Here is a 12,732-nt window from a genome sequence, read left to right as displayed (position 1 = left end):
AACATAAGTGAGGTATCGCAAATGAACAAAGAACAATTAGTGGAAGTAGTAGCTAAATCTAGTGGGTTTTCAAAAAAGAATGCTGAAAAAGCAGTAACTCATGTACTCGATTCGATTTTTGAAGCTTTAAAACAAGGCAAAGAAGTTCAACTAGTTGGCTTCGGAAAATTTGATGTCCGTAGTCGTGAAGCACGCATGGGAAGAAACCGCAAAACCGGTGAAGAGGTGGAACTTCCGGCGGGTAAAGTCCCTGTATTTACGGCAGGAATCACTCTGAAAAAAGCTTTAAATAGAGTTTAACGCCACCAATGCTAATATAAAAAATAAAGATGTGACCACATCAGAAAAGCGGTTTTTTATCAAAACAAGTACAAATAATTCGAACGTTAGTGTCGTATTTTCTAATATTGATGACATTATTAATTTTTATTCCAACAGTTTAAAGAGCAAAGTGGACGATCTGAACAATTTAAAGAATCACACAAGCAAGGCTGTCGACAGTCTGAACCCGTAGATAACTACGGGTTCACCTTTTTATTAATATGGACTTGCATTTCATCGAAATAACTACCTGAATCTGTTCCTAACATTAAAGTATCTTCGCCTTATCCCCTCAGCGATCGTCTTCAAAGTGTTAAAGTCTTTCACCATCAATTCTGAAGCCCTTTCCCCCTCCCAAGATCTTAAAAAAGAAGACATTTTGAAGGGATTATACGTCCAGTCACGTCTCATGTATAGAAACAGGAAAAGATGAACATGTTGATTTCACTGTCCTGGCTCGTAGGCTTCTAGTTGATCATGCAAGTAATGAGCCAAGTGCCAACCAAGATTCGAAGTCACTTCCATACCGATCTGAATGTGCTGGCTTTGTTTGCGCTGATTCGTTTTATCAGCGTGTCGGCACCGTTACGGTTGTTGGGGATGGAGAAGGAAGCCATCGATTCTCCGTGAGGTCAATTTGTATTTCCAATTTGATTTCATTACCCTGTTGACATATCACCGCTATGCTTTCTATTTACAACAACGTATGCAGCTTAATGGGCTGAGGGTTACCTTAAATTGAACGAAAAGGCTGCCGGTTTTTGCGACATGGGATCACCTCCTGTAGAGCATAGATCAAGCTGATCTCAGACCTGGGTGCCCGCCTAAGCCACCTACTACAGCCTCGTCATCAGCACTCTTCTGAAGAAGATGACGATTTGGGCGCTACTCCCATTGTCCCACGGGCAGGTCCAAGATTCTAGCTGGAAAGTAGGATTGAAATTTTTCAATCCATAAGGGGCTGGAAATTGTTCGAAACCTTGTTTCAAAAAATACTATACGAGGAGATTGATTATGGAGTACAGCATCCGTGAAGAAATTGCCAATGCCATCAGTCATGGTATCGGTGTTTTGCTAAGTATCGGCGCATTAGCCGCTCTCATTTTTTATTCCGTCCAATACGGGGATGCCTGGCATATTGTCAGTGTCAGCATATTCGGAGCTTCATTAATTTTATTATATCTATGCTCCACACTAGTCCACAGCATTACTTACAAGCCGGCTAAAGACATTTTTGAGATTATGGACCACTCAGCCATATACGTCCTGATTGCAGGTACATATACTCCTTTTCTGCTTGTCAGCCTTAGAGGAACAATCGGCTGGACCCTGTTCAGCATAATTTGGGCCCTTGCGCTTGCCGGTATTGTATTTAAGATTTTTTATTGCAAAAAGTTTATTGTACTTTCTACTCTTCTGTACATTGCCATGGGATGGCTCATCATTTTTGCAATAAAACCGCTGGCTCAGCAATTAACCGCAGGAGGTATGATCTGGCTTGTTTCCGGTGGTATCCTCTATACAGTAGGAACTATTTTCTATGTATGGAGACGTGTCCCCTTCCACCATGCTATCTGGCATCTTTTTGTTCTGGCAGGCAGTGTGTGCCACTTTTCCGTCGTCTTATTTTATGTAGTACCTTTTCCCCGCTGATATACACTTTTCTGACCGGATACCGGATTATTGCAAAAACTAAATCTTATTAAAAAGCTTGCTATCCCCGGGAAGCCCTAAACAATCAGTATTCTTAAGAATAGGTTAATCATGACGATTCCCCATGCCTAAAGGCAGGGCTACTCAGATCATTGAGATTCGTAACCTCGTCTCTCCCAAGGTTTATCAGATGAGCGCACTCAAAAGTGGCTAAAGGGTACCGGTGCGGGAAAAATATTTATGGGCCAGCAGCTAGAAAATATATAGCCAAGGCCCGCTTCCGTCAAGGAAGAGCGCCTTGACAAAACCATGCTTTGGCTATGAACGGTTCTTAGCCCCCTTAATCGATTCTAATCGTAATTTGGGGGACTAACGATTCATTGTTCGGGAACAGTCTACTTGGTCCCGATATACAGCGTATCTTTCTCGGACAAACCGTATAGGTTTGCTTCCTCGATACCGTATTTTTCCGCCAAATTAAATAAAACGACATGAAACCCGGCCGCTTCCAATCGGCCAACGAATCCTTTGCGATTATAAATGCGTACATGATCGTCTTGGCCGAAGTGTTCTTTTCTTGCCTGCGGCGAGGTCATCGCCGGGTCCTCTAAAATCTCCTCGAAGTTTAAAGCGATCGGCACTTGCAGAATGCTCCAGCCGTCCGGTTTCAATACGCGGTAGATTTCCGCCATCGCTTTGTGATCTTCGGTGATATGTTCCAGTACATGGCTGCAAATAACGGCATCGAATGTTTCGTCAGCGTAAGGCATGGCCCTTAAGTCTACCCGCTCCATTTCCGCATCCTGAGTCATTAAATCGCCGCATATATAGGAAATGTTCGGATGCCCTTTTAACCATTTTCTTAAATTTTTCTCGGGTGCAATGTGCAGTAATTTTTGCGGCCTTACGAGCAGATCCGTTTCCCGTTCAATATAGAATTTATACAACCTTTCCCTGTCGAAAGAGGAGCACACAGGACATATGGCGGTCTGCTTGTTCCACATTTCATACTGGCACTTAGGAAAATCGTAAATATCCGGCCACGGGCGAAAACGTACAATCGTATTATTGCAATAAGGACAATAGTAAGGACCTTGATGTTTGAGATGGTCAACCAAATGATTTATCTCCTTTCCTATCTCTTGCCAAGCCGTTTTTTGATGACGGCCGGCACCCCCGCAGCCATAGTAAAGTCGGGGATATTGCCTTTGACAAAGGCTCCGCCGCCAATCATAGACCAGCATCCGATACGGCATTTCTCCCGAACCGAGGAGCCAATACCGATGTAGGCTCCTTCGCCTACGGTCACGTTGCCTGCCAGATTCACACCCGGGGCGATGGTGACATAATCGTCAATGACCGTATCATGACTGATGTTGGCGCTTCGATTGATGATCACATGGCATCCGATCCGGATATTATCGGTAAGGATGGCCCCTTCGCAGATCATGCTGCCTTGCCCCACGATATTTCTCCTCGACAAACGGACACGCGGATGGATCAGCGGGTCTGCGATGCGGAATCCCGACCGGATGGTATCGTAAGCGAACCGCTTCTTTAATGCCGGGGTCCCGACCCCGGCACATACGATCTCGACCTCATGCCGCATCGCTTCGATATCGTCAAGCGTTCCCAATACGGGAACTTCATTCACCAGTTGGCCCTTCATTTCAGGCCGTTCGTCCAGGAACCCCAGCACCTGCACTCCCATCTCTTCGCAAAGCCAGTTGACCTCGCGGGCGTGTCCGCCCGATCCCCAGATGATGATCTTTCTCATAAGGCATTCCCCTCGGTAATTCTTCCAAGCACCTTCACAATTCGCCCAACGGTGGCCTTATTCATTTCCTCCCAGAGCGGCAGACTGACAATCCGGTCTGCAATCCGTTCCGTCACCTGAAGATCGGAATGGGGGAGCTTTGAAACTGCTTTTGTTGATGGCATGCCGGGGAGAAGTAAGTCCGGGCTTCAATCGAATGGGAGGCTAACAGCCGGATGACTTCCCGGTTGCCGAGAGAGTCCGGGCTCAGCAGAGAGAAAAATTGCAGGGGCACTTGGCCTTGCATCTTTTGGGCAGACCATCCCCGTTGTAATAAATCCTGTTGCTGCAGTTCATGGCGATAATAGCCAATGATCGTTTTTCTTCTCTCCTGTACTGCCTGGAACCCTTCGAGAGTGGCCAAGGCGATAGCGGCGGTATATTCGGATATTTTGCTGTTTAAGCCCAACATTACGGATTCCCTGGAACTGGAGAAGCCGAAGTTTCCAGCCCGGCGGATTCACTGAATGAGATCCTGGTCCGCGCTATACACTAACCCGCCTTCTCCGACGCCAAACGTTTTGGTCGCGTGAAAGCTGAACACCACGGCTCCACCGAAGCCTTTGCCGAATTGTGCGGCATCCTCCACAATGGTCGTTCCAAAGCTAGCAGCCGCATCGATGACGACCGGAATTCCTTCCTGCAGCAGCTTGTTGTATATGGAAAAATCGATAGCCGAACCGAAAGTGGCGTAAGGAACGACGAGCGCGATCTGCTCGCCCAGCCGCTCGACTGTCTCCTCCAATTGCGCTCTGTTCATTTGCCAATCGTCCGGTTCAATATCCAGGAAATATGGCTCAAGCCCGCACCACTCGGCGGCAAGCGGGGTCGCTGCAAAAGTAAAGCTGGGCATCACCGCATATTTGCCCCGGGGCCGCTTGCTTTGCGAAATCGCCAGCATCAGCCCGAGTGTAGCGTTATGCACCGTCACGGCTGAGCCGATGCCGCCGAACATTTGGGCAATCACGCGCGTTTCAAACAGATGATTTAAGGGTCCGTAATTGGAGTAAATCCGGCTTGCTTCTATTTTTTCAAAATAAGAAAGCAACCGCTCCTTTTTGACTAAATTCGGCCGCAAGAACGGAATTTCATACATGAGACAACCTCTTCCTGCTGGAATCCATTTTCCAATCAAGTGTGTATACCTTATAGTATGAACCCCATGAACGGGAGGAACGGCGAATACCTGGCTCTCCGATTTTCGCGGTGCCTCATTCTATCGTCTTCAAGATCGTATCGATCCGCTGAATGTCCGCTGCAAATTGCGGGTATCCCTGCACGCGTTTGCGGTAAGCAAGAAGGGCGATTTTGTACAACTCCTCCGTTTCGAGAAACCCCTCTTCTCTGGAGGCGATCGTCATATCGAGCCATTCGCTGAACGCTTTGAAGCCAAGCGTGCTGTTGTTTTGGTTGGCATGTAATCGAAAGTAGCTGAGCGCTTCCGGAATATAAACCGCTTTCCCTTTGGACAATAGAGATAACCAGGTAGCCATATCGTTGATCAGCGAATATTGCTTCCCGCGGTATACTCCGAACGGTTCGGTAAGGTCCGTTTTTTTAAACAAAACGGTCGTCGGCTCGCCGATCACATTTAAGCAGCGGGTTAATGCGATGTTCCCCAGCATTTTTCCATCCATCACTCTCGTTTCTTCGTAAAGTCTGACCGTTGCGGCGATGGGCGCAAGAAAGCTCCCCGATTCATTGATGGTTTGCCGGTAGGATGTGACCAGCGTGATGTTTTCTATTTCGTTAAAAAAATAAAGCATTTTGGAGATCTTCTCTTTATGAAATACGTCGTCATCCATCAAGTAATTGATATATTCCCCCGAGGCCAGGCCGAAGCATTTGTGCCAGTTTTCAAGAAAAAGGTTTTTCTCATTTTTGTGATATTTGATCTGGGGATAAGACTGCAGATAAGCTGCTTCCAGCATTTGTTGCACTTCGTTATTGGAGCTGTCGTCGCAGATGATGATTTCGATATTCGGGTAGGTTTGTTCAAGTACGCTGTCGATAGCGATTTTTAGCGTATGGGGCCGATTATAAGCGGGAATAACGACACTAACCAATGGATGTTCCAAGATAACTCCACCTTTCTTAAAAATGAGTTCTGTCCCGCATTGTACGACAGGATTGCTACCTCCCAGAATATGCGTTCTCAAGCGAAATGTGCGTTCATACAAGTTTTTTGGGCGGACAAATGTTCGAGCAGCGGAATACACTGCGTATGTGAAAAAAGAGAATGGATCGGCACTTGGGTTCCAGCTTGTGTTCGACATTTGAGAAAGGGGAATCAACTTGTCATCGTACTTCACTCCTTTATTGACGGTTCATTTGTTTGTGACAGACAAGATTTCGAAGGATAAATTGAAAGAACCGATCTTGAGGTTGGAAGAAAACCACATCACCGTGAAAATGTATGGACCTGAAGATCCATTAGTCGATGCCGGGCCCCGGAAGCCGCGCGTCTATGTTTCCATAGGAGATGAATGGAAACCTTTTACAACCCTAAGATCACTGCCTATTCAGGAAAAAAAACGTTGGCTGCACTTCCATTCTCCGGACGAACTCGAATCGTATAAATTGTTTTATTGCTGGCTCAGAGGGACGGATCCTCTCCCTGAAAACAAAACCGTTCCTCCTACCCGTTTTTCTTCCGATACGCCTCTGATATCCGTGTTCACGTCCAGCTACAGGTCAAAAGAAAAAATTCAACGTCCTTATAGATCGCTATTAAATCAGACTTACCCGAACTGGGAATGGGTCATTGTGGACGATTCCGGAGATGACGGGGAGACTTACAAGAATGATTTGCTTTCTTTGAAAGACCCCCGCGTGCGCAGATATCTCCAGGATTCCCGCAATGGCTATATTGGGGCGCTCAAAAGGTATGCCGCAGGTCTTTGTACAGGGGAAATCTTAGTAGAGGTGGATCATGACGACGAGTTGATGCCCGATTGCCTGGAGAAGATCGTCCGGGCATTTCAGCAAAATCCCGAATGCGGCTTGGTTTACGGGGATTGCACCGAGGTGTACGCAGAGAACCTTCATGCGCATTGGTACGGCTGGGATTGCGGTTTTGGATACAGCGTATTTTATCGGGTCTGGCTGCGTGAAATGAACCGCTGGCAAAATGCGCACAGACATACGACGATCAACGGCAATACCGTCCGCCACTTGGTCGGGTTGCCGAATCATCCTCGCGCATGGTCCCGGGATTGTTATCATCTGGTTGGGGGCCATCGCGATGAGTTGCTGGTGTCCGACGATTACGACATGCTGATTCGGACGTTTCTTTGTACCAAGTTTGCGGCCGTTCCCGATTTACTCTATATCCAATATCGGAACGAAAGAGGAAACAATACTACTTTTCTAAGAAATAAGCAGATTCAGATTTTGGTCAGAGAACTGGAACGGTATTACCACGATAGAATTCATTCGAGGCTGACCGAGTTGGAGCTGCCGGAGCATCTGCCGTACAGCCGTATATGGGAGACCTCTGTACACGATCCCGCCCGCAAAACAGCTCATGTCATTCATGAAGATACTTCCCGAGTTTCGATATTGTTCCCGGTTCCTTACTCTCATCCGGAAACGGAGCATACTCAATTAAGGAAGACCCTCCAAATGGGTATGGAATCGGGCTTTAAGAACACCGAGGTTATCGTTGTGGGCCGTATCCCCAAGGAAGTGGAGTTTTTCGCTTCTCAAGCACCTGCGGGGGCGATCCGCTGGTGGCCGATGGAGCCGGACGATTCATTGGAGACTTGTATCCAGTATGCCAAGTATTGTGCATCCTGTAAAGAGAAAGTGGTTGTGATGCCTTAAAAGACCGGGCAGCATAAAGCGGAGAGGGAAGGAACAGTTTGCAGAATAGAAGAGGTGATATCATGCCCAAAATATCCGTGCTTATGCCCGTCTTTAACGCCGAACCTTATATTCATAGCGCGATTCTTAGCATCTTAGGATAGCATTAAGAGAAAAATGGTTAAAATGACGTGACTCATATCTTTGGAATAACTTATATAAGGTGAGGCTTACCCAATTATCGTTTAGCTATTCCCATATCTCCATGCCATCACATTCTCAAGCTATATGAATCCCCCCTGCTTTGCAGGGTCCAGGGGGATTCATACTTTTTCGCTTTTTAAGATGAAATAGCCTTCATGTTTCTACAACTCAAACATAAAATTTAATGGTATCAAGCACTATCTTTGATGTTTAGCCTTAACACCAAAGTCGATGGTGGAAAGATCCAACTCACCTTCTGTCTCTAGTTCTCCAAGGTTATTTTCTTCTTCTTTTACGATCGGTTTCCAGACGGATAAGATAATACCTGTTACGAGACTTCCGATAAGTAATGCGAGACAGAAGAAGAGAGGATTGATCATTAATGGAACAACGAAAAGACCTCCATGGGGTACTGTGCTACCCACGTTCCACATCATCGATAATCCACCACCGACAGCAGAGCCTACGGAGCAGGCAGCGACGAATCGTATCAGGTCACGGGCTGTCGGAATGACACCTTCTGTGATCATACAGATTCCCATGGGAACAGCAGCTTTTAAGGATTCTTTTTCGGTCTTCGTATATTTATTACGAGTTAGTAAAAATGAAATCGCAATACCAAATGGTGGTACCATGGAACCAATGAACTTCACAGCTTCAGGTCCATATACCTTTTCAACGAGAAGACCATCAGCAAAGAGTGAAGCCGTCTTATTAACAGGTCCCCCAAAATCGAAACTCGACATGGCACCTAAAATGGCACCCATGAGTAACTTGGAGTTACCTTTCATAGAGTTCAATAGGTCAATAAGTGCGTCCTGTAAGTAAACGATAGGTTTTCCGATGAATAAAAGCATCACTAATCCGCATAAGAGTGTGGCGAATAGCGGCAGAATCATAATCGGCATTAGCCCTATCATACTTTTTGGAAGTTTAATTTTTCTTTTAAGGAATAAAACAAAATACCCAACTAAAAATCCTCCAAGGATGCCTCCAATAAATCCTGCTTTGATTTCAACAGAGATCAACCCAATGATCAAACCAGGAGCTATCCCAGGTTTATCAGCAATCGAGTAGGCAATAGCGGCCGTAAAGGCAGGAACAACCAATCCCATTCCCCATCCGCCTATCTGGTTAATCAAATGGGGAATCGTTCCTTCTTGTTCTGAGACACCTGTACCTCCAAAAATCTGTCCAAGTGCAATACAAAGCCCAGACGCTACAATAATAGGGATCATGAATGAAATACCAGTTAACAAGTGTTTTTTAATACCAACTCCCAGTTTCATCACCATACTCCACCTTAATATTTTTTAAATTCCTTTTCGATTTTACTGATTAAGGCTTTTGGAGATTTAATGACAACATGGGTTGGAACGGATACAACCCATTTATCTTCAAAGCGCTCCTTTCCTCCTACATTGATATCTGCGGCGATAATGACGACATCTGCTTCTGCGATTTCTTTCGCTGTTAGTTCGTCTTCTATTCCAATTGTCCCTTGTGTTTCGATTTTGATACTATGCCCCAGATCCCCCGCCCCTTTGATCAGTTTTTCTTTCGCTAAATACGTATGTGCAATTCCAGCAGTACAAGCAGCTACTCCAACAATCTTCATCCCAATCTCTCCTCCCAAAGTAAGCGCCTTCATTTTTCAAATTGTTTATCTTGAAACAAAGAGATAACTTTCTCCTTTGTGGTCGCGGTTAATAGTCCACGACACAATTCTTCATCAGCTAATGCACTTGCGATAGCCGCCAACAACCGTAAATGTGTTGTATTTTGATGCTTTTCCTCAACTGCAAAAAGCAAGACAATACGAACAGGCCGCTGGTCTGGTGCTTCCCACTCAAGATCATTTGCAGTGCGTCCGATTGCAATACACGTTCTCGTAACACTGGCTGATTTTCCATGTGGGATTGCGATTGACTGGCCAATGCCAGTCAATCCTCTTTTCTCCCTTTCAAGTACTTCATGAACATAATCTTCTTTTTCATGAACGTACCCTTTCTCCACCATAAGGCTTGCTAAGGCATCAATCGTGTCTTCTTTTGTCTTCGTTCCTAGTTCTAAATTAATTAAATCAGTATCAATGAATTCACGTAAGTCCATTTGAATTTCTCCTTTAAACCGCCTCTTTTTACTTGACAGATTGGGTTACCAAACTCTTTTTCATAAGGCCGATCATGATACATGTAAGAATACTTCCGAGTAAAATACATCCGATATAAAGAACGGGTCTGTTTGCCGCAATAGGAATAACAAAGATTCCACCGTGCGGTGCACGTAGTGAAATATCCATATACATGCATAAACTACCACCTATTATCGAACCAACAACGTTCGCCGGGATCACCCGGAGCGGGTCAGAAGCTGCAAATGGAATCACTCCTTCTGTAATAAAGCACGCGCCCATAATGTAGGTCGCTTTGCCTGCATCACGCTCCTCCTTAGTGAATTTGTTTTTAAAAAATGTAGTAGCAAGTGCAATACCAAGCGGCGGAACCATGCCGCCTACCATTAAAGCTGCAGATGGTTCGTATACTCCGCTACTGAACATCGCCAGTCCAAATGCCGAAGCTGTTTTATTAATTGGCCCGCCCATATCAAACGCCATCATACCAGCGAGTAAACCACCCAGAATAACGGCATTCGTTCCTTGTAAACTTCCTAACCAATCCACTAAGAATAAGTTCAAGTTGGATAAAGGAACATTCACAACAAATTGCATGGTAAATCCAGTAAAAAACGCACCAAGTACAGGATAAAAAAGCACAGGATTTAAACTTTGAAGAGATACCGGAAGGTGTACTAGCCATTTTTTCAGTAATAGAACGATATACCCAGCTAAAAAACCTGCAACGAGTCCGCCTAAGAAGCCAGAGCCGCCAATGGCAGCAAGCATCCCACCGATTGCACCGGGAGCCAGTCCAGGACGATTAGCGATACTATACGAAATATACCCTGCAAAGATAGGAATCATAAGGGCAAAAGCTGCTTCCCCGCCAACTGTGCCCAGAAACGCAGCGAAGACATTGTATTCTGGGCTATCCGGGTTGCTGGCGTTGATGCCGAAAAAGAATGATATGGCGATTAATATTCCTCCTGCTACAACAAAAGGAATCATATACGAAACGCCATTCATTACGTGCTGATAAAACTTGGGACGATTTCCTTCGCTGGTATCTTTCGGCTTATCAGACTGTTTAGCTTGAAAAGGAACAGTTCTTTCGGCAAGCGCTGCGGTAATCAATTTTTTCGGCTGTTGAATTCCGTCTTTAACGGAGGTTTGAACAAGATTTTTCCCCTCAAATGGAGTCAAATCCACATGAGTATCTGCCGCCACAATCACACCGTCTGCCGCTGATATTTCTTCTTTCGATAACTGATTACCGACACCAGATGCCCCATTCGTTTGTACCTTTAGCTGAACGCCCATTTCTTGTGCCGCTTGCTTTAATGATTCTGCCGCCATATACGTATGGGCAATACCTGTTGGACAAGATGTCACAGCAACAACTTTCTTCATCTTTTGATTTGCTAAAGAGGCGTGATCTTTCTCTTGATACTCATAGCCAGCCGTCTCTTTCTGTTCAATTGATGAAAGAACGCCATCTTTTGATTGGGCTAATAGTAATTGTGCGCGGAATGACTCATCCATTAATAATGTCGCGAGTGACGAAAGTATTTGTATATGTTCAGAAGAAGAATTCTCTCTTACACCGATCATAAAAAATAAATGACACTTTTCCTGGCCGTACCAGATCCCCTCACTTGATCGTGCGAACAAAATAAATGGTTTTCTCACGGAGTTAGTACGGGCATGAGGGATCGCAACACCGTCTCCAATGTTAGTGGATACTTGTTCCTCCCGCTTCAGGATCGCTTCTTTAAAAGCACTCTGATTGGTTAAATATCCTTCCTGATCCAGCGTTTGAATCATTTCGTCTAACAAGGACATCTGGTCTTTCGCTTGAATGTCTATTAAAATAGTATTATTCGTCAATAGCTGTAGAATCGACATCTTTTCCCTCTTCCTTAGTCAATGGCCTTAAAAAGCAGCGAGCTGATAGAGTGGTGCTTTTCCAGTTGATTTAAACAAGTCCATTTTGAAAGCCAATACTTCTTTAGCTGCTTTATTCGCATCCGGGTAAATGACATCCGGCTCAAACGCATTGGGTTGATCTGATAGTGTTTTTCTCAATTGAAGAAAAAACGCCCGCTTCATATCACTTGAAAGATTAATCTTTGCTACTCCGTTTTCTATTGCCGCTCGAATATCTTCATCCGGATTATCTGATCCACCGTGTAACACAAGAGGGATACCAATCAATTCATTGATTTTTTTCAACCGATCAATTTGAATTTTTGGCGCCCGGTCTTTTGGATAAATTCCGTGAGAGGTTCCGATTGCCACGGCTAGTGTGTCAACGTTCGTTCGCTTCACAAAATCGACAGCCTGTTCTGGATCTGTATACAAAATAGTATTTGCCCCACCTTCTGAACTGTCTCCATTGTTTCCGATCGTACCTAGCTCTGCTTCCACAGAGACACCTACTGCATGTGCAATCTCTACCGCCTTCTTCGTCAGCTCTATATTCTCCTCATAAGGAAGATGAGATGCATCCATCATCACGGACGTATAACCGTTTCTTACCGCTCGGATGATATCTTCTAACGTACCTCCATGATCCAAATGAATGCCAACTGGGACCTTTGCACGGTGAGCTGCTTCCCGACAATACGCAATGAATTCATCACTGATTAAATTTAATTCATTGGGGTGAATTTGTAAGATCGCCGGTGCTTGTTTTTCTTCTGCCGTTTCAATAATCGCTCGGACGAATTCACTATTCGCGACGTTATAAGATCCCACTGCAAATTTATATTCATACGCAACTTTTAATAGTTCCTTCATTGTAGTTAACATGATT

General features: G+C 45.0%; 11 protein-coding genes and 1 pseudogene. 3 read left to right on the top strand and 9 right to left on the bottom strand.

Features of this window, described 5'->3' with window-relative positions; all coding sequences use genetic code 11:
- Nucleotides 1–21: 21 nt before the first annotated feature.
- Nucleotides 22–300, top strand: coding sequence for an HU family DNA-binding protein (locus tag BXP28_RS00920; RefSeq protein ID WP_036656232.1), 279 nt, complete (start codon nt 22–24; stop codon nt 298–300).
- A gap of 1,035 nt (nt 301–1,335) precedes the next feature.
- Nucleotides 1,336–1,974, top strand: coding sequence for a PAQR family membrane homeostasis protein TrhA (gene trhA / locus BXP28_RS00915; RefSeq protein WP_023482516.1), 639 nt, complete (start codon nt 1,336–1,338; stop codon nt 1,972–1,974).
- A 395-nt stretch (nt 1,975–2,369) separates the two neighbouring features.
- On the opposite strand, the gene BXP28_RS00910 is transcribed toward trhA, so the two are convergent.
- The 4 genes and pseudogenes from BXP28_RS00910 to BXP28_RS00895 form a co-directional block, all read right to left on the bottom strand.
- Nucleotides 2,370–3,092, bottom strand: coding sequence for a methyltransferase domain-containing protein (locus BXP28_RS00910; RefSeq protein WP_036658111.1), 723 nt, complete (start codon nt 3,090–3,092; stop codon nt 2,370–2,372).
- A gap of 17 nt (nt 3,093–3,109) precedes the next feature.
- Nucleotides 3,110–3,751 carry an acetyltransferase gene (locus BXP28_RS00905; RefSeq protein WP_036658109.1) on the bottom strand — a complete coding sequence of 214 codons (642 nt, stop codon included), beginning with the start codon at nt 3,749–3,751 and terminating at the stop codon, nt 3,110–3,112.
- Nucleotides 3,748–4,886: pseudogene (locus BXP28_RS00900) on the bottom strand (DegT/DnrJ/EryC1/StrS family aminotransferase). Before BXP28_RS00900 ends, BXP28_RS00905 begins: the two are co-directional and overlap by 4 nt.
- A gap of 115 nt (nt 4,887–5,001) precedes the next feature.
- Nucleotides 5,002–5,868, bottom strand: a complete 867-nt coding sequence (locus BXP28_RS00895) for a glycosyltransferase family 2 protein (RefSeq protein WP_036658107.1) — start codon at nt 5,866–5,868, stop codon at nt 5,002–5,004.
- 217 nt (nt 5,869–6,085) lie between these two features.
- Here BXP28_RS00895 and BXP28_RS00890 point away from each other — a divergent pair, with 217 nt between their 5' ends.
- Nucleotides 6,086–7,615 (top strand): glycosyltransferase, encoded by a 1,530-nt coding sequence (locus BXP28_RS00890; RefSeq protein WP_036658104.1) that lies wholly within the window; start codon nt 6,086–6,088, stop codon nt 7,613–7,615.
- A 380-nt stretch (nt 7,616–7,995) separates the two neighbouring features.
- Here BXP28_RS00890 and BXP28_RS00885 read toward each other — a convergent pair whose 3' ends face one another.
- The 5 genes from BXP28_RS00885 to BXP28_RS00865 are packed head-to-tail and all read right to left on the bottom strand — an operon-like array spanning nt 7,996 to nt 12,728.
- Nucleotides 7,996–9,087, bottom strand: a complete 1,092-nt coding sequence (locus BXP28_RS00885) for a PTS fructose transporter subunit IIC (RefSeq protein WP_036658103.1) — start codon at nt 9,085–9,087, stop codon at nt 7,996–7,998.
- A gap of 14 nt (nt 9,088–9,101) precedes the next feature.
- Entirely contained in the window at nt 9,102–9,416 is a 315-nt protein-coding gene (locus tag BXP28_RS00880; protein WP_036658101.1) for a PTS fructose transporter subunit IIB, read from the bottom strand.
- Nucleotides 9,417–9,445: 29 nt separating this feature from the next.
- Nucleotides 9,446–9,910 (bottom strand): PTS sugar transporter subunit IIA, encoded by a 465-nt coding sequence (locus BXP28_RS00875; RefSeq protein ID WP_023483444.1) that lies wholly within the window; start codon nt 9,908–9,910, stop codon nt 9,446–9,448.
- A 28-nt stretch (nt 9,911–9,938) separates the two neighbouring features.
- The gene (locus BXP28_RS00870) at nt 9,939–11,822 is read right to left on the bottom strand and encodes a PTS fructose transporter subunit IIABC (RefSeq protein ID WP_036658098.1); all 1,884 of its coding nucleotides are present in this window, start codon (nt 11,820–11,822) and stop codon (nt 9,939–9,941) included.
- Between the two features lie 27 nt (nt 11,823–11,849).
- The gene (locus tag BXP28_RS00865; RefSeq protein ID WP_023483446.1) at nt 11,850–12,728 is read right to left on the bottom strand and encodes a ketose-bisphosphate aldolase; all 879 of its coding nucleotides are present in this window, start codon (nt 12,726–12,728) and stop codon (nt 11,850–11,852) included.
- Nucleotides 12,729–12,732 lie beyond the last annotated feature (4 nt).

The organism is Paenibacillus larvae subsp. larvae, assembly GCF_002003265.1.
GTDB classification, from domain to species: domain Bacteria; phylum Bacillota; class Bacilli; order Paenibacillales; family NBRC-103111; genus Paenibacillus_H; species Paenibacillus_H larvae.
The sequence above is the reverse complement of the archived record's forward strand: the minus strand, read 5'-3'. Positions and strand labels throughout refer to the sequence as shown.

What these genes read in the sequence shown, in the direction of transcription:
- BXP28_RS00870 (WP_036658098.1), bottom strand. Translation starts at nt 11,822, where the DNA reads ATGTCGATTCTACAGCTATTGACGAATAATACTATTTTAATAGACATT.
- BXP28_RS00865 (WP_023483446.1), bottom strand. Translation starts at nt 12,728, where the DNA reads ATGTTAACTACAATGAAGGAACTATTAAAAGTTGCGTATGAATATAAA.
- BXP28_RS00880 (WP_036658101.1), bottom strand. Translation starts at nt 9,416, where the DNA reads ATGAAGATTGTTGGAGTAGCTGCTTGTACTGCTGGAATTGCACATACG.
- trhA (WP_023482516.1), top strand. Translation starts at nt 1,336, where the DNA reads ATGGAGTACAGCATCCGTGAAGAAATTGCCAATGCCATCAGTCATGGT.
- BXP28_RS00875 (WP_023483444.1), bottom strand. Translation starts at nt 9,910, where the DNA reads ATGGACTTACGTGAATTCATTGATACTGATTTAATTAATTTAGAACTA.
- BXP28_RS00905 (WP_036658109.1), bottom strand. Translation starts at nt 3,751, where the DNA reads ATGAGAAAGATCATCATCTGGGGATCGGGCGGACACGCCCGCGAGGTC.
- BXP28_RS00920 (WP_036656232.1), top strand. Translation starts at nt 22, where the DNA reads ATGAACAAAGAACAATTAGTGGAAGTAGTAGCTAAATCTAGTGGGTTT.
- BXP28_RS00885 (WP_036658103.1), bottom strand. Translation starts at nt 9,087, where the DNA reads ATGAAACTGGGAGTTGGTATTAAAAAACACTTGTTAACTGGTATTTCA.